We start from the raw sequence: 23,308 nt of genomic DNA, 5'->3' as shown, positions 1-23,308 counted from the left end.
CCTTTACCTTCCTAGTGAATTAGCATAAAGCTGTTGAAAACTCCATTCTATCACGCGGCGTGTAAGATGCCAAAGAAAAAGTAGGAAAAGATGGCTGGTAGACAATGAGAACCATTATCACTTAGAATGAGGAGAATCGATTTATTTGATCAGGTGGTGAGAAGATGGCAGCGGAACAATCAAGCTTGTTTAAAACGGGCTATGAAACGCTCGATGAGATATGGATCAAACTGCGCGCAGTGGAATGCGTAGAGCACAAAGGCTGGCATCTGAGCCTTGAATTCAGGCAGTCGCATACGTTGTTCGTGGCGATTAACAGTCAAGTCAAAATCGTTGTTGATGGACTCATCTCGTTCTTGAATCCAGGGAGTGCCCATATTAGCTTGCCAGGTCAGCTTGTTCAAGCCACGGTAGTGGGTGGGAATGGAAAAGGGCTATTCGTTTTCCAATTTGATGTGATACAGGAAGCGGAGGTTGCTGAGCGCGGACTTGAAATAAGCAGAGCCAACAGCAGCTTTCCCAAACAGGGAGCCGTTCTGCTGAGAGATCAGGCAGGCATCGCTGTTCTTTGCACATCCATTATCGGCTATTGGCTTATGGTCAGTGCGCTGAATCGGATGCGAGGACAGGCAGCGTTTCAGGATTTGCTTTGTCGACTGCTGCAAGATGCGCTGTCCGACGTTATTGATCTAGATAGTGAAGCGCCGATCACCCGTACCAAAATCTACATGGAGCAGCATTTTGCTAAAAATATTACGATCGATGAGCTGGCCAATATGGCCGGTGTCAGCCGGTATTATTATATGCGCACATTCAAACAGATGAATGGCCGAAGCGTGATGGATTATTTATCTGAACTTAGAATCAATCAAGCGAAGATCTTGATGGAGAAGACCAAGATCCGCATGCGCGATATTGCCAGGCAGGTAGGCTACAATGATGAGTATTATTTCATTCGAAAATTCAAACAGCAGGTAGGCATTCCACCAGCCACTTACATCAAAAACCGGCAGCGGAAGGTAGCGGCCTACAGCTTTCCTAACATTGGGCAGCTGCTTGCGCTGAAAATTGTGCCCTATGCTGCCCCGATGGATCATGCATGGACCGATATGTATCGCAGAAAGTATCAATCTGACGTCGTTACTAAACTAAGCCATGATTATGCGTTTAATCATGAGGCGCTGCGAACGGCCAAGCCGGACTATATTATCGGTATTGATCATTTCGTCCCCAAGGAGGAACAGGAGAAATTGCAGCAGCTTGCGCCTGCTTACTTCGTGCCTTGGCTAGGCCACGATTGGCGTGAACATTTGCGCATGACATCCGATTTCTTGGGGGTTGGCGCAGATGCTGAACATTGGCTTGAAGAGTACGATCGCAAGGCTAAGCTGCTCAGAGGTCAGGTGCAGCGTGTCCTGAACGATGATACGGTGATGATTGTCCAAGTCGCTGATGAAGCTTGCTATGTGTATGGTGAAAGATCAATAGGAAGCGTCCTGTATCAGGATTTGGGTCTCAATTGCCCGGACCCGGTAAGAGCCATTGGTTCTCATGCGCCAGTAACATGCAAGATGATGTCCGAGTATGATGCTGATCGCATTTTCGTCATGTTCACGAATGGTCGAAACGTTCAGGAGAATTGGGACATGCTTCAGCATAATGAAGACTGGAGGGGGCTGCGGGCAGTAAGGAATCAAGCGGTGTCTTTAATTTCACCTTGGTTGTGGTTTGAGTACTCCGCCTTTACGCAAGATCGCTTCCTGAGCGAAGTATCCTCGCTGTTTAAAGCATAATTGTGCATGAAAAATAAGCACCATTGTCTATTTTCGGATGCAGATCAGATCGGTTATACTCCAATAAGTGATAATGAGAATCATTATTATACAAAAGCGAACTCAAGGAATCGCGACAATAGGAGGCTTTACCGATGCTATATAAGAAAATCAGTTTGACCGTTTTAGGGGTTATCTTACTGCTTACCGTTGTTCTCACGGCTTGCGGTACGAAATCCAAGGAAGAAGCAGGAAAGGCTGCTACGCCGACGACTGCCAGTACAAGCACTGCCGCGCCAACAGCAGCAGTACCTGCAACACGTGTATACAAAGATTTATTGGGGCACGAAGTAACCATACCTACCAGTCCTAAACGTGTTATTGTAGACCAGTTCATGGGACATTTACTAGCCTTGGGTGTCAAACCAGTAGGGGCTGCTTCGTATCAGTTTGATGCGGCTTTCTTGAAAGAGGCTGCGGTGGGCGTTGAAAATTTAGGAAGCCCGATCTCCAAAGAAAAAATGCTGGCGCTGAATCCAGATCTCATCATCTTGCAGGATGGCGGCGTTGCAGCGAAGAGCTATGATGATTTGGCCAAAATCGCGCCAACTATCGTCTTATCGTACGGTGGAACGGATTCTAAAAATGTGCTCGACCAGCTTCGCGATATTGGCGATATCTTAGGTAAAAAACAGGAAGCCGAACAATGGATTACAAAGTATGAAGCGAAAGCGAAGCAGTATCGCGAGCAGCTCGCTAAGGTCATCGGACCGGAGAAGACATTCTCGATCGTCGAGCTATGGGCGAAACAGACGGTTGTTTATGGTAAAAACTTCGGAAGAGGCGGTTACAATTTGTACGAAGGGCTTAAATTATCTCCGCCAAAAGCCGTTAAAACCGAAATGTTTGACCAGAATAAGAACTGGCTGGAAGTCTCCATGGAAACACTGCCTAATTATACAGGTGATTACATATTCTTGACCTCGAATGCGGGTGATAACAGCGCGGCAAGACTGCAAGAACTGATGGATAATCCGGTATGGAAAAGCTTGCCTGCCGTTAAAAATAAACATGTCTATCAAATGAATACGAGTGAAATCTTCCCAGGGGATCCGATCTCCGTAGACAAGCAATTGGATATTCAGGCCAAATTATTGCTGACTCTCGATACGAAGTAACACCCGATATTCGGATTTGTGAGGAAGTGATTCTAATGCTGCGGAAGTTTTTCGCTTACTATAAACCTTATCGGACTTTATTTATGGTCGATTTCTGCTGCGCCGTCTTCTCGGCGCTGCTGGAACTCGGCTTTCCTTTGATCGTCAACCGCTTTGTCGATGATCTGCTCCCCAGCGGCAAATGGGAGATTATCATGTCGCTTCTTTGACAACAATAAGACCGGCCATCTCATGGCTCGTATGACCAGCAATCTGATGGAGATTGGCGAAATGGCGCATCATGGGCCAGAGGATTTGTTTATTGCCGTGATGACCTTAATCGGCGCATTTGTTCTGATGCTGTTCATCAATTGGAAGCTCGCTTTGCTGACGGTCATCGTAATTCCGGGGCTCATCTATTTGGCACTTCATTTTAACCGTAAAATGATGCAGGCCTTCCGCCGGATGTTCAAAGATATCGCAGAGTTTAATGCGCGGGTGGAAGACAGCATCGGAGGTGTACGTGTCGTTCAGGCGTTTACCAATGAGGAGCACGAAGCGGGGCAGTTTGCCCAAAACAACGAGCAGTATCGTCAAACGAAGTTCCACTCCTACAAAATTCAAGCGCAAAACGCCTCGATAAGCTATTTGCTGATGCGCCTGATTATCTTGTTCGTTCTGGTTTGCGGCACTTGGTTCGTCGTCACTGGTGAGATGACTTCCGGGGAATTCGTTGGGTTCCTGCTGTTGTCCAATGTTTTCCTGGGTCCTATTAATAAGATTAATTCTGTGATTGAAAGCTATCCCAAAGGCATTGCCGGATTCAAAAGCTATCTGGAGCTGCTGGAAACGGCCCCCGATATCGCAGATGCGCCGGGAGCCCTGGACATTCCTAACCTGCGCGGCGATATCCGGTATCAAGGGGTTACATTCGGCTATGAGAATGAAGCGAAGGTGCTGCAAGGTATTGATCTGAGCATACGTGCCGGAGAAACAATCGCTTTCGTCGGTCCTTCGGGAGCGGGCAAAACAACGCTATGCAGCTTGCTGCCGCGTTTCTACGAAGTAGATGAAGGCAGCATCACGCTGGATGGGATCGATATTCGCAATCTCAAGCTGAGGTCTTTGCGCAGCCAGATCGGCATTGTTCAACAGGATGTCTTCCTCTTCTCAGGCACGATTCGTGAGAACATTGCCTACGGAGATTTGCGTGCAAGTGATGCGGCTATCTGGGAGGCCGCACGGCGAGCTCGTCTGGAGGATTTCATCCTTGCCCAGAAGGAGGGGCTGCAAGCGATTATCGGCGAGCGAGGTGTGAAGCTGTCGGGCGGACAGAAGCAGCGGCTGGCCATCGCGCGGATGTTTCTCAAGAATCCGCCCATTCTGATCTTGGATGAAGCGACATCGGCGCTGGATACGGAAACAGAGCGAGCGATTCAACAATCGCTTGCCGAATTGTCGCAAGGGCGAACCACGCTGATCATCGCTCACCGACTAGCCACGATCAAGAATGCTGATCGGATCGTAGTCGTGACGCAAGATGGCATTAGCGAGCAGGGCAGTCACCAGCACCTAATTGCGGCGGGCGGCATCTACAGCCAGCTGCATGAAGCCCAATTTGGCAGTTGATCGTTGTAAATAATCCATGTTCAAACAAATCGTTCTTTCGCAGGTGGGGGAGTACCTCCGTTTAGCGAAGAACGATTTTTTTGTTGTGAAAGTTAGAGTGGAATAAACGGCGGGGAAGCAGAAGTATTCTTTTATTTATATATAAGAGTTTATATGTTTTGGAGTGAACACGGAATTACTCCAGCTGCCTCGAGCGGACGTAAGGGAACTATGGTGCGCTATTCTAGCCAAAAGTGTCATTTTCGGTAAGGTGAGGGAACTACAGTACGCTATTTTGCCGTTTCATGGGAATTTTCTTGTGTTTTCGAGGATATAAGACCCTGTAGTTCCGCTATTACGCACGCATCCCTACTTTTTGCCTAATTAGCGTCCTCTAGTTCCCTTACAAGGTTTTGCCGCTAAGAAGAGACTTATCTATCAGGGCGGCGAAGCCGTTTTTCTTAGGCAGAAGTTGGAAGTTGTATGCGTTTTCTTAGAGGAATTTGCCTCATTCGCTGCGAATGTATCTTGTATACAGATGGGAAAAGAGGGGTTGCTCATGTTCGAATGGCTATGGACGTTTATTGATATTATGACCAAAGTAGTGATATTAGCGCTGCCAGTAGGTATTGCGGGTGTGTATGTATGGGATCGATACATTCAGAAGCAGCATTCCATTCTCAAAACACATCCGGTCATCGGTCGACTGCGTTATGTATTCGAGATGCTTGGGCCCGAGCTGCGGCAATATTTTATTTGGGGAGATAAGGAGGGCAAGCCGATTGATCGCGATACGCAAGGCTATATTGCCAAAGCAGGCAAATATGGCTCAACGGTTATTGGCTTTGGTTCGCGCAAAGACTTTTCCCAAGAAGGCTTTTTCTTGAATAATTCGATGTTTCCCAAAAATATGAATGAGCTTGCCGTCGATCAATCCAAGCCAATTACAACTACCTACAAATATCAAATCATGAGTGAGGGAATGATCTCCAGAAAGGAGAAAAGGTTCCAAACCTCCTCGAATCCATGGCTGCTGCAGGATCAGCACGCGGTCGTTATCGGCGAATACAATCAAGTGCCGGAGCCTTACATAACCAAAGGGTTCATTGGTATTTCGGCCATGAGTTTCGGGTCGTTATCTGATCATGCGGTCATGGCGCTGGCGCAAGGTGCTGCTATTGCAACAGGAACGTGGATGAACACGGGCGAAGGGGGATTAGCGCCCTATCATTTATCTAAAGTGTATGAAATGCTTGAACATTCGCACCAAATGCCTGTGCAACCGGATGAACTTATTGTTTATGACTTCATTAAGAAGCGCAAGCTCGTCTCCAATTTTGAAATTCTTAAGGAATTAGCGCATATCGAATACGATTCCATGGATGTTTTTGCAATGGAGGATCATCCTTACATTCTGGCTGTAAACCGGCTGGCAGCCAGCGGCTATTTGCTTAAAAAAGAAACGGATCTCATCTATCAAATTGGATCGGCGAAGAATGGTTCGCGCTCCGATGCCATCGGTACCTTCGATGAAGCTGAATTTCTGCGCACTGCTGGGAGAGCGGAAGTAAAGCTTATCGAGCTGAAACTGGCGCAAGGCGCCAAAGTGCGGGGCGGCAAGCTGCCGAAGAGCAAGCTGACCCCGATGATCCGCAAAATCCGCGGCATACCGATGGATTGGAACTATGATGTGGAATCGCCGAATCGCTTTACCGATTTCAACGATATCCCCAGCTTGTTTGACTTTATTGCCAAATTGCGGCGGATTTCGGGCAAGCCGGTTGGGATTAAAGTCGTAGCAGGCAGTGAACATGCCATTGAAGAGATGGCCGCATACATGCAGGAAACCGGCCAGGCGCCGGATTTCATCACTGTTGACGGCGGGGAAGGGGGCACGGGCGCCACTTACATGGAGATGGCGGACTCGCTAGGGCTGCCGCTTTACTCGGCGATCCTCATCATTGATAATACACTGCGTCAATATGGCGTTAGGGATCGCGTCAAAGTATTCGCCAGTGGTATGCTGGCAACAGCAGATAAAATGGCGATTGCCTTCTCGTTCGGCGCTGATCTCGTGAATGTAGCGAGAGCAGCGATGAATACAATCGGCTGTATCAACGCGCTCAAATGCAATACCAATGAATGCCCGACAGGCGTCACAAGTCACAAGCCGGAACTCAAGCAAGGGCTTGTCGTGGAAGAGAAGCGTTTTCGCACAGCGAACTATTTGGCTACTTTGCGTGAAGGTGTCTTCATGTTAGGCGCATCGTGCGGGCTTGAGTCTCCCGTGCTTTTCGAGCGAAGCCATGTTACTTTCAAGGATAAAAATGCGCTGGCTACACGGATGGATAAATTATCTCCACTTCCGGTTGAGATTTCGTTTCCTCCTATTCATGCCGTGAAATCATCCTAATCATCCTAAGCGTTAACAAAGAGAGGAGTTTGGAAAATGAGTATTCAGAACGTGGAGCTAGTCCTGGATGCCAAGGCAACCCTGGCTGAAGGGCCAAGTTGGTATGCCAAGGAAGAAAAGCTGTATTGGGTTGATATTATAGGGCAAAAGTTCGGGCGGTTCGATCCAGCTACAGGGGAAAATGAAGATTATTCAATCGGCGAACATGTTGGAGCCGTTGTGCCAGCAGGGGATAACAAGGTGATGCTAGCTACCCAATCGGGTTTTCAATGGTATGATCTATTGGATCGTAAGCTAACTGCCTTGATAGATCCCGAAGCGCATATCCCTGGCAATCGCTTTAATGATGGGAAGTGCGATGCCCAAGGAAGATTCTGGGCGGGTACCATGGACAACGCAGAACAATCCGAAAGCGGCGCATTGTATGTGCTGGACACGGATTGCAGCTATCGCAAAGTGTTTGATGGGGTCGGCGTGTCCAACGGCATTGCCTGGAGCCTGGATGAGAAAGAAATGTACTACGTAGATTCGATGAAGAAGTTGGTGTACAGCTTTGATTTTGATGCGGAGCGAGGGCAGATTAGCAATCCGCAGGTCTTGATCGATTTTCGGGATGAGCAAGGATTTCCTGACGGCATGACCATCGATGAAGAGGGGATGCTCTGGATTGCGCATTGGGATGGTTGGCAGGTGTCCCGCTGGAATCCTCGCACCAAGCAAAAGCTATCGTCCATTGCAGTTCCCGCAGCCAAAGCCTCATCTTGTATGTTTGGCGGCAAGGATTTAGATGTTTTGTATATTACGACGGCGCGCAAGGGGCTTCAGCCGGAACAGGCAGCGGATCAACCGCATGCCGGTGGCCTATTCGCTGTCAAGCCCGGTGTGAAGGGGACGAAAACATATTCGTTCGGTCAAGCCTAGATGGAGGAGTAATTGGGCAAGGGGTGTCGGCACGCACAAACCAGCCGGCATCTACCCCAAATACGTCAAAACCTCACCAGCCGCAGCCCCAAGCAGCACGATGATCCAAGGGGGCAATTTCCAAACGACTAGTAAACCAAAAAGGAGAAGGGCAAGGGCGAAATCAGTGGAATGGACAATAGCTGTTGTCCAAAGCGGATTGTACAAGGCTGCCAGCAGGATGCCAACAACGGCGGCATTAATGGCGATGAGTGCGCCCTGGACTTTGAGATTAGCGCGTAAGGATTTCCAAAAGGGCAAAGCCCCAACAATGAGTAAATAGGCAGGCAGAAAAATCGCCAGAGTGCTGACAACAGCCCCTTTGAAACCAAGGAACATAGCACCCAAATAAGTGGCAAATGTAAAAAGTGGACCTGGGACAGCTTGGGCAGCGCCATATCCAGCCAGAAACACTTCTTTGCTGATCCAGCCTGGCGGTACGACCTCACGTTCCAAGAGTGGAAGAATGACATGCCCGCCTCCAAAAACTAAGGAACCGACACGATAAAAAGAATCGAAAAGAGCAAGTGATTGAGAGTGTCCCAGACTACTTATCGTTGGGAGAACTACCAATAGCAATACGTACAGAATTAGACAAAGAATCGCTGCTGAGCGAGGAACTCTGATCTCTATGAGACTGTTGTTCTCCTGTTGGGACACCGTTTTGAAGGCAAACATGCCAATAAGTCCGGCTAGGAAGATAATCAGGAGTTGGCTGTAAACTTCTTGCCACAGCAATGTGATAGAAGCGGCAACAAATGCAATGGAGGCGGTGCTCTTCGTTGCAGCGAGTTTTTTGCCCATGCTGAGGACAGCTTGTGCGACAATCGCGACAGCTACGATTTTGAGTCCGTGAATCCATCCGGCACTGCTGATGTCCATCGTTTGCATGAGGAGTGCGAAGAACAGAAGGATGAGAATGGAAGGCAGCGTGAAACCAAGCCAAGCTAAAGCTCCTCCGAGCAGTCCAGCACGAATCGTTCCGATTCCAATTCCGACCTGACTGCTCGCAGGACCAGGGAGAAATTGACAGAGAGCTACGAGATCAGCATAGCTTTTCTCGTCCATCCATTTTCTTTTTTGAATATATTCATGATGAAAATAGCCCAAATGCGCGATCGGTCCTCCGAAGGAGGTCAGTCCCAATTTGGTTGATACCCATAATACTTCGAGATAAGGACTTCGTTTAACTGATTGCAGGATTGAAGCAGGCTTCAATGCGATTCCTCCCCATGTGCCCCCTGAGCGAGCTCATCTGTTACTCCAATCCAAACTCTCTCATTTTATTGTACAAAGTGCCGCGGGATATGCCGAGCAGCTTAGCGGCAGCGCTTTTGTTTCTTCCTGTTTTGACCAGCGCTTCTTCAATGAAAATCATTTCTTCATCCTCGGAAATTTTCGCCCTTATGCTGGTCTGGTTGTCAGACTCCGCGAGAGCAAGACTTGGCTGCAGCTGCTGCAAAGCTGTGGGCAGGTGCTCAAGCTGGATCGTATCTTCGTCGCTGAGAATGAGGCAGCGTTCGATTACGTTTTTTAATTCCTGGATATTGCCCGGCCAATCGTGGTTGGTGAAGGCCAGAAGAACTTCCGGTGAGAGCGTCGGAACCGGCTTCTGGTACTGTAAGGAAAACTGCTTGAGATACATTTGCACCATGGCAGGGATATCTTCGGTTCGATCTCGCAGGGGCGGAATCCGAATGGATATCACGTTGAGCGCATAGTACAAATCAGGACGGAATTCCTGCTTCGCTAGTTTGCCGGCCAAGTCCGCCGTTGTTGCAATGATAATTCGTGTCCGCACGCCGATTGGCAGCGTGCCGCCGGAACGGATGATCGTTTGCTGTGTCAGGGAATGATAAAGCTTGGCCTGTAGATCCAGAGGCAGCTTCTCGATTTCATTGATAAACAAGGTGCCGTCTTTGGCTTGCTCTAATTTCCCGGCTTGCCCGCTTTCGCTTCCGCTGAAGGCACCTCCTTGGTAACCGAAAAGTTCAGCTTCAAGCAATCCCGAAGGTACAATCCCGCAATTCAAGGTCAAGAATGGTTCTTGGGCTCTTGAACTGGATTGGTGAATGATATGAGCCAACTGTTCTTTGCCGACACCCGATTCTCCGATGAGGAGGACGGGTGTTTCTGTCGCGGCGACCTTCTTGGCCCATTGGATGACTTTACCGATGGCGGGGCCTTTGCCGGAAATCAAGCTGAATAAATCATTCGCTTGCTCGACTTGGGCAATACCATATGAATCAGCGGTTGTTAGTTGTTCATTCAGTCGCACCAACTGTGTAATATCTTGTTCCGTTGCGATACCGCCAATAATCTGACCATGTCCGTCGCGGATCGGCGAAGCATTAATCAGGACATGCGTGTCAGGTCTTGGGCGATGGTACGTATTGCGAATTACGCGGCCTTCGTCCAAAATTTTCAGGACCATCAGCGTTTCCACATCAAAATGTTCACCGATACGTTTCCCCAGCACATCGGCACTTGGCAGATGATACAGTTCTTCGGCGACATGATTCCAACAGATAACGGCTCCATCTCGATCGACGACGGTCACAGCATCTGTGACGGTATCGGCAAGCACAGCGAAATAGGAGGCCCATTTGTGTTGTTCAAGAACAGAAGCCTGATAAAGGTCTAATAACGCGGCGTATCCCCGAACAGTGCCTTTTTTATCCTTGATAAGCAGCGGTCGATTCGTTGTCTGAATGAGCTCGGGAAGGAGTGAACTGGTAGGTAATGAGATGGCTTGCGTTGTAAAATAACTGGTTTCTTCTACTAGTTCATGAAGCGTGCTGGCTTTAAAACAAGACAGCAGAGAGGCTTCTTCTGGTGTGAATAAGCTTATGACATCGTTCAATTCGGTGAAGACCGCTTTTCCTTGCTGCAAATAGGCAGCAATCTCTAGAAGGGAAATGTCTAATGGGAGTTGGACAATGGTAGTGTTCAACGGGATGTGTTCATTTTTGAACATAATGACCTCATTTTGTGTAGCTGCATTTGCTATAAATTTACCATGAAAAGGGGGGCGATTCAACACGTTAGGTGGTTGCTCTGAGTATGATGAAGAAATGAGAGATAAAAGTTTTTGGTAAACACTTATGATTATATTGAACAAATTGTGTTCAAATATAAAGTTATGTTGTACAATAAAATTAACAATTAAACAATATTGTACAATTCCCTTTGGGAGGGATCACACAGATGGAACTTATGATGCGTAATATGTTTCAATCGTTGGGCAAAAGTCGCGCGGCAAACCGCTTAGCCAAAAAATACGGATTGCGCTTTGGAGCGGCTCGCTTTGTGGCCGGAGAAACGATCGCCCAATCCATCGCAGCTGTACATGCGCTGAATCAGGATGGGCGCGTAGCGACTTTGGATCATTTGGGCGAGTTCGTTTTTAGCGAAGAGGAAGCGTTGGAATCTGCCGCTATGTGCATGCAGACTTTGGATGCGATTGCGGAGTCAGGGGTTACCTCCAATCTTTCTTTAAAAATGACATCGCTGGGTCTGGACATCAGCAGGGACCTATGCATCAGCAATATGAAACGAATTCTGGATCGCGCGCGGTTGTATGATAACTTCGTACGCATTGATATGGAGGATTTCGCGCATTGCCAAATCTCCTTAGATATTTACAGAGAACTTCGCCAAGACTATGACAATGTAGGGATCGTCATCCAAGCTTATTTGTTCCGCACCATGCAGGATATAGATGATTTAGATGGGCTAGCAGCTAATCTGCGACTTGTGAAGGGGGCCTATAAGGAATCCCCGCAAGTAGCATTTCCAGAAAAAAGCGATGTTGATGAGAATTATAAAAAAATCATTCAGAAACATCTGCTAAATGGTCACTATACGGCGATTGCCAGTCATGATGAAGCGATTATTCAGTTCACCAAACAATTCGTCCATGACCAGCAAATTCCTAATCAGCAATTTGAATTTCAAATGCTCTATGGCATTTGCGAAGAGTTGCAAAAACAGCTAGTCAAAGAAGGCTATCGAGTCCGCGTTTATGTGCCTTATGGTGTGGATTGGTTCGGCTATTTCATGAGAAGGCTGGCTGAACGTCCAGCGAATGTCTGGTTTGTGCTTAAAAATATGTTCAAATAGAGAGGAGATTTATCATGCCCACTTATAAAACGGTTAGTACTTACGCGAATGAGCCTTTTACAGATTTTAATCTTGAGGTGAATCAGAAGTCGCTGCAAGCAGCTATCTCCAAAGTGAAAAGCGAGCTGGGTCGCGAATATCCGCTTCATATCGGTGCTGAAAAAGTAGTGACTGAGGCAAAAATTACGTCGATTAACCCTGGAAATGTCGATGAAATCATTGGTTATGTGAGCAAAGCAGATCAAGTGCTTGCTGAGAAAGCGATGAACGTGGCTTTGGAGACGTTTGAACTTTGGAAAAAAGTTCCGGCCCGCGAACGCGCGGAGTATTTGCTGAAAGCTGCTGCGCTGATGCGTGAGCGCAAGCATGAATTTTCCGCATTAATGATTCTTGAATCCGGTAAAAACTATGTGGAAGCCGATGTAGATACGGCAGAAGCCATTGACTTTATAGAGTTCTATGCGCGTGAAATGATCCGTCTTAGCGAGATTAATGAAACCCAGCCGCTTGTGCGAATTCCAGGTGAGAACAACCGCATTTCCTATATCCCACTTGGGGTAGGTGTTGTTATTCCTCCTTGGAATTTCCCGCTTGCCATCTGTGTAGGGATGACGACAGCTGCGGTTGTTTCCGGAAATACGGTGCTGCTGAAGCCAGCTTCTACGACACCGGTAATTGCTCACAAATTTATTGCCTTGATGGAGGAAGTCGGGCTTCCAGCTGGCGTTATTAACTTCATTCCCGGCAGTGGAGCGGAAGTGGGCGATTATTTGACGACGCATCCTAAGACACGTTTTATTAGCTTCACTGGGTCCAAGGAAGTCGGCTTGCGTATTAACAGACTTGCTGCGGACACGGCGCCAGGCCAAATCTGGATCAAACGAGTAGTCGCTGAAATGGGCGGAAAAGACGGGATCGTCGTCGACGAAACAGCCGATCTTGATGCCGCAGCCGCAGCGATTGTGGCTTCCGCTTTTGGTTTCCAAGGCCAGAAATGTTCAGCTGGCTCCCGTGCCATCATCGTGGAATCCGTCTACGAGGAAGTGGTAGCCAAGGTGGTTGCATTGACAGGCAAGCTGCAAAGCGGTTTGCCAGAGCTTAACTTCGCGGCAGGTCCTGTCATCGATAAAGCTTCGTATGAGCGTATCCTGGATTACATCGAGATTGGCAAACAAGAAGGAACACTGCTTGCAGGCGGCAGCAAAGCAGAAGGCAACGGCTATTACCTTCAGCCAACGGTCTTCGGTGATGTTAGCGGCAAAGCACGTTTGATGCAGGAGGAGATTTTCGGACCTGTGCTTGCGATTGCCAAAGCCAAAGACTGGCAGGAAGCTATCGCGATGTACAACGATACGGAGTTCGGTTTGACCGGTTCGTATTTCTCGGCGGATGAGCAGCGCATTGCAGAGGCACTGGACACGGTACGTTGCGGCAACTTGTATATTAACCGCAAATGCACAGGCGCCTTGGTTGGGGTGCATCCGTTCGGCGGTTTCAACATGTCGGGAACCGACTCCAAAGCAGGCGGCTACGACTACCTGCTGCTGTTCACACAAGCGAAGCTGACTTCGCGCAAGGTTTAAATGGTTGAATTAGAGAAGGCGGACGCGAGTCCAGCCTTCTTATTTTTTGATTGCTGCCGCGGCGGGGCTGATTCAGTTGGGTGTAAGTGTGGGAACTGAGAGTGACAAGTAGCAGAGAGTAACGATGATAGCTGCAAGTAACGATGATAGCTGCAAGTAACTAATAGTAGCTAAAAGTAACTAATAGTAAGGTGAGTGGCAAGGAGTAGCTGGTGTATCAGTGAATAGTTAAGAGACTGGAAGTAGCAGAGAGTAACTAGAAGCGGTAAAGAGTAAGTAAGAGTAGCCGGAAGCATCAGAGAGTAACTAGGAGTGGTAAAGAGTAGGTAAGAGTAGCTGGAAGCAGCAGAGAGTAACTAGGAGCGGTAAAGAGTAGGTAAGAGTAGCTGGAAGTAGCAGAGAGTAACTAGAAGCGGTAAAGAGTAAGTAAGAGTAGCCGGAAGCATCAGAGAGTAACTAGGAGCGGTAAAGAGTAAGTAAGAGTAGCTGGAACGTAACTGAGTCAACTGGCCAAGTTGGATATAGCTGATACCAAGCCTTGTCCTTTGCCAGGCCTCGTCCTTTCGCCAAGCCCTACCCTACCGCCCACTCAGCCCTTTCGCCTCGCCGCTCTTCCCTTCCTGAGGGAACTATGTTCCCTTATTTATCAACAAAGCAGCCATTCAGCTAGTCAGAGGGAACTATGATACGCTATTTTATCTAATTGGCTGGAAGTTCACCCCTTAGAAGTGGAATAAGTGATCATAGTTCCCTTTCAACTGCAATTTGCTGTTTTTGAGCTATTTAGCGGATCATAGTTCCGTTTCGAAAGGATTGTTGCTTACTTCCTGCTTAAATGGCTAGATTCAACTGGTACATACGGGCTCGTTCCTGCCCTTTCGTAACAACTAGTAGTTGCATGTCGCATAAACGATGCAGAATTATCCTTGCGTATTTTGTACTGACTTTGAGATGTGCTGAAAGTTCAGATGGTGGGAAGGGGCGGAGCAAGCCTCGTGCGAATCTGATGGTTTCGTTTTCAACCCAAGACAGAGATACGGGCACGTGCGTTGAAATAAATTTTCCGATAAAAGAAAGCATAAGCTGCTGGCATTGCTTGGGTGACTCTGTAATCGAAGGAAAGGCAAGCGGCATGACGACCCATCCGTCCAAAGCCAGGTAACAGTGCCGAATACACAGGTCTTTGAATCTCCAGATTTCCATATCTCTGGCGTGGGAGCTATAACCTTGAATCTCGATCGCGCCTTTTACTTGACCTGGCATATAGGCAAAGTCTAAATAACGATAGTTGTTGGAGAAATCTTTTACCTCCCATTCAGGGTATAAGTGATTGAAATTTCCTGCTGCTGGATACCAAACGCTTCGTAGAAATTCTATTTCTGCATAGCCAAGCCCACGCTCTAACCGTTCTCGCCTGCGATTGTTCGTCTCCGCAATAATTTGTGAAGACATGAATGCCTCGAACGCTTGTTCAAATTTCATTCCTCTCATCCCACCTTCATTAAGATTTGCCGGATAATAAAACAAAACGCCGCTTTCCACTATGCTCGACCAGAAATGAATCCGGACTAACATCATGGAAAGCGGCGTGTGCTTCACGACCAGCTTGATTTAGATACCTAAAGTATACCGGATTATGAAACGGGGTGCCAGCTCAACTCGAAAAAGATGCCAAGCTAGCTAGCTGCAGTTTAGGCGGGCATAACCGCCGGCGCACGCCAGCGCCAAACCGCCGGAGCATGCCGGCGCCAAACCGTCGCGCAGCCCAGCGGCTGAGCCCACCGGTCCAATCCCGCAGATCTCCTGCCGAACGCTTGCTCCTTTCATGCGGATTTGAGATAATGCATCTAGAAAATGAGAGATGAATAGGAGTGGCATGGGGAAATGACGAAAAAGACATTTGCTTTCATAGGATCTTACGCTGACGCGGCTAATCCAGGTGTATACACCTGTCAATACGATACGGAGGATGGCAGCTTGGAGCTCACGCATCAAGTAGATGGTTTGCAGAATCCAACCTTTCTAACTGTCGATGCGACAAATTGGAGACTGTATGCTTTAACGGAAGGCTTGGATGCCAATCAGCAGCGCTGCGGAGCGGCTAGCGCGTACGCGGTTAATCCTGCCAATGGGGATTTAACATTCCTGAATAATGAGGTAACCTTGCCAGCAACGACATGTCATATTCAGCTAGATCATGACAACCAAGTCGTGATGGTCTCCAGCTATCATGGCGGAATGGTTGGTTTATCTCCAATATTAGACGATGGCCGCATAGGGACTACAGCGGATATTCAGCAGCATCATGGAGCAAGCGTCCTCACCGTGCAGGATAGACCTCGTGCACATTCTGTTTTCTTGGATCGCACCAGCCGATACGTAGGGGTTTGCGACTTAGGCTTGGACAAGATAAAGCTGTATAAACTTGACCTAGCGGAGAAGAAACTGTTTCCTCATAGCGAAGTACAAGTCAATCCGGGATCAGGTCCACGGCATTTTGTTTTCCACCCGTCCTATGCGTTCGGGTACGTGATCAATGAACTAGGTTCGACGGTTACGGCGTTCCGTTACGACGAAGAGCGCGGCGAATTAACGGAAATTCAAACGATTTCTACCTTGCCTGATACGTTCGAAGGTGAGAATGCTTGCGCGGATGTTCATGTATCTCCAGATGGTCGCTTTCTATATGGCTCAAATCGCGGACATGAAAGCATTGTGGTGTATGCGATTGATGCCGCGACAGGGTTATTATCCATCGTGGAATATGCGCCTGCACTTGGCAAACATCCGCGTAATTTCGCCATTTCGCCTGATGGGAAGCATGTGCTCGTAGCCAATAAGGATACGGACAATATCGTTTCCTTCTCCAGAGATGCGGTAACCGGCAAACTAAAGCCAACTGGAAGCGAGCTTAAGCTGTCTAAACCAGTTTGCATTAAATTCGCCGGTACACAATGACACCGTTCACGGAGCGTGTTATTCAGATCATCCGATCCATCCCTGAGGGCAAAGTCATGACGTATGGACAGATTGCGCGACTTGCCGGTAGTCCGAGGGGAGCTAGGCAGGTTGTGCGTATTTTACATGCGATGAGCACCAAACATCGCCTACCTTGGCATAGAGTGATTAATGCCAAAGGTGAAATTGCGATACAGGGTGATGATGGATCTCATATGCAGAGCTTTCTTCTGCAAGCGGAAGGGGTAACCGTCACAGACCAACGATTCGTTTCGTTGGCTCATTTTCAGCATCAAGACGAAGAATTCATATAGCAAGAGCAATGCTGTCAAGCAGAGAAATCGACTTGACGGCATTTTTTTAGCCCAAAAATCATTGAAAATAGTTACAAAGTCTAGGAGACAGGAATAGACTGTCTGTATCAGTAGGCCATACGGACAGGAGGCATGTTATGAGTGACAGAACCTTGTATCTTTTCGATGGCATAAATAAAAGCTCTGTGAAAGCAATCATCGAGCAAATCATGAAAGTAAATCAATTTGATGATGACAAAGATAAGAAAGAAAAGGATTTCAAGCGCGTTCCTATTGACCTGATCATCAATAGCAACGGGGGCAGCGTGTACGATGGCTTGGCGCTAATCAATGTAATTGATAATAGCAAGACGCCAGTGCATACCTACGTGTATGGACTTGCTGCAAGCATGAGCTTACTGATAGCTGTTAGTGGACATAAGCGGCACGCGGGCAGACTGAGCACGTTTATGTATCATTCCGTATCCACCCATATAGATGGACATTTGGAGCATCTGAAAAATCGTGTGGATGAAACACAGCGCCTGCAAAACATTTATGATCAATATATTTTATCGAAAACGACGCTGAGCATAGAAGAGCTGCTTCGCGTTCAGGAGAACCAGCGTAATTGGTATATGAGCCCTGATGAAGCCTTGTCGCTAGGGATCATTGATGAAATTGTATAGCAAGCCGTGGAGAGAAGCCGAGTGGATTCTCTTTTTCTTTGTTTTTTATTGCTTTTTGGTGTTTAATGAGAGAAAGAGAGTTGGCTGGCAACGCTCGTTGCTGCCTAGGGAGAGGAAGAATCACACCGTGTATAAAATTGTCTTTTTTGATATCGATGGCACCTTAGTCAATGAAGAAAAACAAGTCCCAGCTAGTACTGTACAAGCCATACATCAGCTCAAAGAGCAAGGAATTGAACCCGTAATTGCTACGGGGAGAGCGCCGTATTTTATTAAACCGCTAGCTGAACAGCTCGGCATTGATTCCTATGTTTGCTTGAATGGCGGCTATGCCGTATATCGCGGAGAACCGCTCTACAAACGCATTATTGCCAAAAGCAGCATTGAAGCTCTGGTTGAGCTAGCTGCCAAACATAAGCATTCCCTAGTCTTTGAAGGGGAGCATTCCTACTTCACAGATACCGAGGATCATCCCTTTGTTATTGGATCTGTGTCCTCATTGAAGGTTGATTTGCCTGGCTACGACCCTCACTTTTGGAAAACGAATGATATTTATCAAATTTTTCTGCACTGTGAAGACGGAGACGAACATTTGTATGAAGAATTGCAAAAGGAATTTAAGCTTATTCGCTGGCATCAACATGCGATTGATGTGCTGCCTGCAGGCGGTTCCAAAGCGCAAGGCATTGCCGCGCTGCTGGAGCTTGTTGGTTTGAAGCCGGAAGAAGCCGTTGCATTCGGCGATGGATTGAATGATATGGAGATGCTGTCCTATGTCGGATTCGGCATTGCGATGGGCAATTCTCACAAAGATTTGCTGCCTTATGCGGACCATGTCACCACACATGTGGATGAAGAGGGGATTCGCAACGGTCTGGTTACCGCAGGACTGCTATAAGTAAGCGAGAATACATACAGGGTGAATACGATGAGAATAGCTTTTTTTGATTCAGGAATAGGCGGAATATCGGTCTTGCACGAAGCCATGAAGCAGTTGCCTCAGGAAGATTTTTTATATTTTGCTGATACGCTGCACGTCCCCTACGGGACGAAATCCAAGGATGAGGTTCTTGCTTTTGTCAAAGCTTGCGTGGAAACCATTCATCATGAAGAGGTCAAAGCGCTCGTCATTGCTTGCAATACGGCAACCAGCATTGCGATTGCAGAGCTTAGAAAGCTTTATGATATGCCTATCATTGGGATGGAGCCGGCGGTGAAACCTGCGCTTGAGATGAACCGTTCATCGGGTAAAAGGGTGCTAGTATTCGCGACGCCGCTAACGCTGAAGGAATCCAAATATCGCGAACTGGTTTCTCGCATTGATGATACAGGCATGGTAGATTCGCTGCCTTTGCCTGAGTTGGTTGAATTCTGCGAGCAGCTTCAAGTGGAAGGTCCGCGGATCAACGATTATTTTCATGCTCAGCTGGCGCCTTACGATCTAGACTCATTCGGCACCGTCGTTCTGGGCTGCACACATTATCCTTTCTACAGACGGGCCTTGCGCAACCTGCTGCCGTCACATATCCAGATTGTGGATGGCAGCTCAGGAACCGTGAAACGACTGATCCAGCTTCTGGAGCATCGCGGCCAATTGCAAGGAGAAGGACATGGGGATCTTAAATTCATGTGCTCAAGCAACGATGCTGTACACATTCTTAAGATGGAAAAGGCGCTGAATGTATTCCGCGACGTTGGGGTCTAAGGATACATATGATCTTATTCCCGCCGGCCTCGCGAAAGGGAACTGCAGTACGCTATTCTAGCAAAAAGTGGCATGATAGCGAGGGTGAGGGAACTACAGTGCGCTATTAGGCTGATTGCTGCGAAGTTCAGCGCTTTTCGTTGAAATAAGACCCTGTAGTTCCGCTATTGACCCAGCATCGCTGCTATTTGCCTAAATAACGTACCAGAGTTCCTTTTGCAGGTTGCCCCTAACTTGAGTAGATATATTAAAAGGCTGTCCCTTGACGGACAGCCTTTTTCACCGCATATTTTTGCCTATTAGGCACAAAGAGATCAGCTATTTAAAGTTTAATTTCCAACAGTTCGTACGTGATGACGCCCATCGGCGCATTAACTGAAATCGTGTCGCCAACTTTTTTATTCATTAAGGAGATCCCGAGTGGACTCTCGTAGGAAATTTTGTTTTCATTGACATCGGCTTCCGATGTGCCTACAATTTTGTATTCGATTTTCTCAGCAAATTCGACATCATTCAAGACAACGATAGAGCCGACTTGAACTTTGGACGAATCGGTGTTCTTCACGACGCGAGCTTTTTTCAACATTCGTTCAATGGTCAGAATTCTGGTTTCCATAAACGATTGATCATTTTTGGCGGAATGATACTCGCTGTTCTCCTTCAAATCTCCGTAGCTAATCGCCAATTTGATCCGGGCAGCCAACTCTTTGCGTTTAACAGTTTTTAAATCTTCAAGCTCCAGTTCTAAACTACGTAACCCGTCCGGGGTTAAAATGATCTCGTCATTGGACATTTTTACAGCTCCTCATGTGTGCGATACTAGTTATACTACTAAAGTAACCGAGGCAAGTAAAGCAAGTTGATCAACTAAACCTACTTTGTATTTCCGCTTTTGTTGAATCGTCATCTATTGACGCAGAGCTGTCCCGCATACTTGAACGATGGATATTAATTGATAGACATCGCTTTCTTATCCAACTATACTACTGAAAGAGATGCATTATTAGGAAAGTGTGAAACTTCATGAGAATCAACGCCAAAGTCCTCTTTATCACATTTATTATTGTTATTTTGCTGCTAGTTACGAACAATACCTCCTATTATTGGTTTACGAAATCGCTGCTTACACAAGCTTTATCCGAACGTATGGAATCTACGGCAGTTCAAATTCGTACCTCGATTGAGCAATCAGAGGTTGGTTCTTTCTTTGTGGAAGATTTGATCGGAGAAAATCTTCGTTCAGTTGCCCTGTATGTCAATGATCAGTTGGACCCCGACATCGCCAAGGTAACCAACGAGCAATTAGTTGAACTGGCGAAGCGGGCAGGCATTGATGGCATCACATTAATGATGCGCAGTGGTGACGACATTATGGTCGGGAAATCTTCCGAGCCCAAGGAACTTAAACTTATGAGCACCAAATCGTTCGGATATTGGTTCACGGCTTTTAGTCAATTGCTAGATAATAAGCAAGTGACGATACAGGAAGGGCAAAAGCTGCCCAATTTCTGGTCAGGCATCTATGAGGTTCCAGCCTCTGGCTCAAGTGATGTTAGCAAATTCGGTTATTTTCATGATGGGACTACGAATTATTTGACATGTGTATTTGTGAACGCAGATAAAATTAAGCGCTTCAAAGAAAATGTTGGCGCAGACACAATTGTCAGAAAAACGTTATCATCCAACCCGGATATCTTGGAGATAGCAGGTTTGAATGGCGTTACCTTTGGTACACAACCAATCGAATATAAAGATAATAACGGCATTCCTTTCATTTCTGTCTATGACCGTCCTCTCTTATTCGGCACTTACGAGATTATGAATGAGCAGGATGCAACGTATTACAGGAAAGCGATTGAGACGAACAAACCCATTAGTGTAGTAGAGAAATGGCAGGGGAAGCCTGTCCTCAAAACCTTCGTTTTTGTACCTGTCAAGAAAAAAATGACCGAAGTTCAAAGTGAGATTCCTTATGTCATTGCTATTGTTTCAGATTATCAATCGATTCAGGATACGCTGAATAATCAGCTTGTTCGCTTGCTCCTTGTCATCGTGTTGTTTACGGTATTCAGCTGTGTATTTTTGTATGTTGTGTTTCGTATTATTACCAAAAGCCGTGAAACGGCTGTGAAATCCACCCAAGAGCTGTATATCCAAAACGTAGATCTCATGTTTGCGACGATTCGCAGCCAGCGGCATGATTTCCTTAATCATGTACAAACCATGTATGCCCTGCTTGCAAATGGTAAAAAAGAAGACCAAATGAAATATATGAAAGAGTTAATTGAAGAAATTAACGATGTCAATGACATTATACGAATTGGTCATCCAGCGATTGCCGCATTAATTCAAGCGAAGATTGCACTGGCGATGCGGACTAAAATTAATTTCAGTTATGAATTTACAGGTCTGGAAGGTTTAGCATTAGGTGTGAAATCCGTTGACATTGTGAAAATTATGGGGAACTTAATTGATAATGCCTTCGATGAAGTCAATAAATTTCCCCTTGGGGAACGCGATGTTATGGTGAGTGGATGGTCGGAGTCGGGTCAGTTGACGATATCGGTATCCAACCCGGTACAGCCTGATTTTCAACTCGATGATTTTAATCAAATGTTCTCCATAGGCTACAGCACCAAAGGCCAGGGAGAGCATCAAGGGCTTGGATTATCCGTGGTGAAGGAGCGCATTGAGTACTATAAAGGTACGATTGAAGTGTCTGTCGCAGACGGGTGTATCTGTTTTCAAATCTCAATTCCTATGCAGCGAAGCTAAGAACGGACCGATTCATTCGGTTGGTTCTTTTTTTTGTTTCAATTTCATGTTCAGCGGGTAGAAAAATGGTAAAGGCATGAATAGGGCCGTGACGCTATAAAAGAATGAGGGGAGGCTATCAGAATGGATATGCACTCACGAAGGTACAAGCTGGAATTCAAAAGAAGTTTACTGCGCTTGTTTCCGCTTTTTGTTCTGTGCTCGTTTGTCTCGCCGGAGAAGACTTTTCTGGATGTGCCGGGCTATCCGTTAAATCCCAACTATGTGGCAGGAACCGTGCAGCAGGTAGTGCGTGGTGAATCAGAGACGGTGCTGCTTGTTTCTGTTCCAGAAGACTTGGCAGTGCCCAAAGATCTCTTGAGACATTATGAGTTATCCAGCAATACGAGGAATGTTAGACTAAGCCAGCCTGTAGTATCGCCTGCTAACAAAGGCAGGAATGTTGAATTGCGTTTTCATGCGGGGATGAATCAGGAATTAACGGATTTCCTCGGCATACCTGCGGTCGGTGAGCATGTTCAGAGTGTAGCGGTTCCAGATCGAAAGGGTGTCTATCAGGCACGGTTTTTGGTCAAGGATACAGGCGATTATATTGTAGCAATCAAATAACAAATAAAGGCTGTCCCCCAATGGCCAATGGACCATGAGGGAAGCCTTTGCGAATGCCGGCAGTATGCAGTTCCTTAACTACGATAAATACTGTCCCACATGAAGCAGCTGTGGAAAGAGATGGAGAATCGGGACAAGCAAACTAACGACCAGAAGCAGCCAACGAAAACCGGTCTCACTGGCGGAGCCTGTGTCAATCGCGATAAACTTAGGAAGTATCCGAATTTTGAACGAAATCGGCCAGAAGAGTTCAACGCCACGCTCATTCAATAAATCGATCAGTGGATGAGAAGCATAACTGATGAGAAATGCCCAGAAAAATAAAGGCGGCAAAGGCATCGCGATCATCCCTAACAAAAGCATGAACAGAAGAGAGTGCGTAAGCGTACGATGCTTGATCTTGAGTAGTCGAAGCAGGGCTGACAAGGGGAAAAGCACTTTGGCCATCGTGGATCCCGGTTTATCGACATCCGCTAGTGTGCCCGCCAAACAGCCAAGCAGCAGAACGCCGGCAGCATCCCAGGAGAAAAAAGAGATATCCTGGCTAATAAGAACGATTTCCGCGGAAATAAATCCGGCAATACTGTGTGTTTTTTGTAACATGATAAACTCCTGATTCACATAAATTGGTCATAACTGTATATCATTCGTCGCGGGACCTTCA

18 protein-coding genes and 1 pseudogene are annotated in these 23,308 nt (G+C 47.0%); 14 read left to right on the top strand and 5 right to left on the bottom strand.

The window, feature by feature from the left end:
* The first annotated feature begins 164 nt into the window (after positions 1-164).
* The 5 genes and pseudogenes from IEY34_RS02305 to IEY34_RS02285 all read left to right on the top strand — a co-directional run bounded on the left by IEY34_RS02305 (position 165) and on the right by IEY34_RS02285 (position 7,871).
* Entirely contained in the window at positions 165-1,793 is a 1,629-nt protein-coding gene (locus IEY34_RS02305; protein ID WP_189006935.1) for an AraC family transcriptional regulator, read from the top strand.
* Positions 1,794-1,927: 134 nt separating this feature from the next.
* Positions 1,928-2,950 carry an ABC transporter substrate-binding protein gene (locus IEY34_RS02300; protein WP_189006930.1) on the top strand — a complete coding sequence of 341 codons (1,023 nt, stop codon included), beginning with the start codon at positions 1,928-1,930 and terminating at the stop codon, positions 2,948-2,950.
* A gap of 35 nt (positions 2,951-2,985) precedes the next feature.
* Positions 2,986-4,558: pseudogene (locus tag IEY34_RS02295) on the top strand (ABC transporter ATP-binding protein).
* Between the two features lie 538 nt (positions 4,559-5,096).
* Positions 5,097-6,950: an FMN-binding glutamate synthase family protein gene (locus IEY34_RS02290; protein ID WP_189006927.1), complete on the top strand. Its 1,854-nt coding sequence runs from the start codon at positions 5,097-5,099 to the stop codon at positions 6,948-6,950.
* Between the two features lie 36 nt (positions 6,951-6,986).
* The gene (locus tag IEY34_RS02285) at positions 6,987-7,871 is read left to right on the top strand and encodes an SMP-30/gluconolactonase/LRE family protein (RefSeq protein ID WP_189006924.1); all 885 of its coding nucleotides are present in this window, start codon (positions 6,987-6,989) and stop codon (positions 7,869-7,871) included.
* Between the two features lie 51 nt (positions 7,872-7,922).
* Here IEY34_RS02285 and chrA read toward each other — a convergent pair whose 3' ends face one another.
* Both chrA and IEY34_RS02275 read right to left on the bottom strand, forming a co-directional pair.
* The gene (gene chrA / locus IEY34_RS02280) at positions 7,923-9,128 is read right to left on the bottom strand and encodes a chromate efflux transporter (RefSeq protein ID WP_229757420.1); all 1,206 of its coding nucleotides are present in this window, start codon (positions 9,126-9,128) and stop codon (positions 7,923-7,925) included.
* A gap of 40 nt (positions 9,129-9,168) precedes the next feature.
* Positions 9,169-10,887 (bottom strand): sigma-54 interaction domain-containing protein, encoded by a 1,719-nt coding sequence (locus tag IEY34_RS02275; protein ID WP_189006921.1) that lies wholly within the window; start codon positions 10,885-10,887, stop codon positions 9,169-9,171.
* A 230-nt stretch (positions 10,888-11,117) separates the two neighbouring features.
* Between IEY34_RS02275 and IEY34_RS02270 the strand changes: the two genes are divergently transcribed.
* Complete coding sequence (locus IEY34_RS02270) at positions 11,118-12,032, top strand: proline dehydrogenase family protein (RefSeq protein WP_189006918.1); 915 nt, start codon at positions 11,118-11,120, stop codon at positions 12,030-12,032.
* Between the two features lie 14 nt (positions 12,033-12,046).
* Complete coding sequence (gene pruA / locus IEY34_RS02265; RefSeq protein ID WP_189006915.1) at positions 12,047-13,615, top strand: L-glutamate gamma-semialdehyde dehydrogenase; 1,569 nt, start codon at positions 12,047-12,049, stop codon at positions 13,613-13,615.
* Positions 13,616-14,446: 831 nt separating this feature from the next.
* Here pruA and IEY34_RS02260 read toward each other — a convergent pair.
* A complete protein-coding gene (locus tag IEY34_RS02260) occupies positions 14,447-15,097 on the bottom strand; it encodes a transcriptional regulator (RefSeq protein WP_189006913.1) in 651 nt (216 codons plus the stop codon).
* 402 nt (positions 15,098-15,499) lie between these two features.
* Between IEY34_RS02260 and IEY34_RS02255 the strand changes: the two genes are divergently transcribed.
* From IEY34_RS02255 to murI, 5 genes are all read left to right on the top strand, one after another.
* Complete coding sequence (locus tag IEY34_RS02255; RefSeq protein WP_189006910.1) at positions 15,500-16,573, top strand: lactonase family protein; 1,074 nt, start codon at positions 15,500-15,502, stop codon at positions 16,571-16,573.
* Positions 16,570-16,887, top strand: coding sequence for an MGMT family protein (locus IEY34_RS02250; protein ID WP_189006908.1), 318 nt, complete (start codon positions 16,570-16,572; stop codon positions 16,885-16,887). Before IEY34_RS02255 ends, IEY34_RS02250 begins: the two co-directional genes overlap by 4 nt.
* Positions 16,888-17,024: 137 nt before the next feature.
* Positions 17,025-17,555 carry an ATP-dependent Clp protease proteolytic subunit gene (locus IEY34_RS02245; protein WP_189006906.1) on the top strand — a complete coding sequence of 177 codons (531 nt, stop codon included), beginning with the start codon at positions 17,025-17,027 and terminating at the stop codon, positions 17,553-17,555.
* A gap of 127 nt (positions 17,556-17,682) precedes the next feature.
* On the top strand, positions 17,683-18,453 hold the full coding sequence (locus IEY34_RS02240; protein ID WP_229757419.1) for a Cof-type HAD-IIB family hydrolase: 771 nt from the start codon (positions 17,683-17,685) through the stop codon (positions 18,451-18,453).
* A gap of 30 nt (positions 18,454-18,483) precedes the next feature.
* A complete protein-coding gene (gene murI, locus IEY34_RS02235) occupies positions 18,484-19,260 on the top strand; it encodes a glutamate racemase (RefSeq protein WP_189006902.1) in 777 nt (258 codons plus the stop codon).
* Positions 19,261-19,582: 322 nt separating this feature from the next.
* Here the strand turns inward: murI and greA are convergent, their stop codons facing one another.
* A complete protein-coding gene (gene greA / locus IEY34_RS02230; protein ID WP_189006900.1) occupies positions 19,583-20,053 on the bottom strand; it encodes a transcription elongation factor GreA in 471 nt (156 codons plus the stop codon).
* A gap of 230 nt (positions 20,054-20,283) precedes the next feature.
* On the opposite strand from greA, the gene IEY34_RS02225 reads away from it, so the two are divergent.
* Together IEY34_RS02225 and IEY34_RS02220 are read left to right on the top strand one after the other, a co-directional pair.
* The gene (locus IEY34_RS02225; RefSeq protein WP_189006898.1) at positions 20,284-22,035 is read left to right on the top strand and encodes a sensor histidine kinase; all 1,752 of its coding nucleotides are present in this window, start codon (positions 20,284-20,286) and stop codon (positions 22,033-22,035) included.
* 123 nt (positions 22,036-22,158) lie between these two features.
* Entirely contained in the window at positions 22,159-22,644 is a 486-nt protein-coding gene (locus tag IEY34_RS02220; protein ID WP_189006896.1) for a hypothetical protein, read from the top strand.
* A 78-nt stretch (positions 22,645-22,722) separates the two neighbouring features.
* Here IEY34_RS02220 and IEY34_RS02215 read toward each other — a convergent pair whose 3' ends face one another.
* Positions 22,723-23,247, bottom strand: a complete 525-nt coding sequence (locus IEY34_RS02215) for a metal-dependent hydrolase (RefSeq protein ID WP_189006893.1) — start codon at positions 23,245-23,247, stop codon at positions 22,723-22,725.
* Positions 23,248-23,308 lie beyond the last annotated feature (61 nt).

This window comes from Paenibacillus marchantiophytorum (genome assembly GCF_014640555.1).
Classification (GTDB): Bacteria; Bacillota; Bacilli; order Paenibacillales; family NBRC-103111; genus Paenibacillus_E; species Paenibacillus_E marchantiophytorum.
This window is presented reverse-complemented; position numbering and strand designations above follow the sequence as displayed.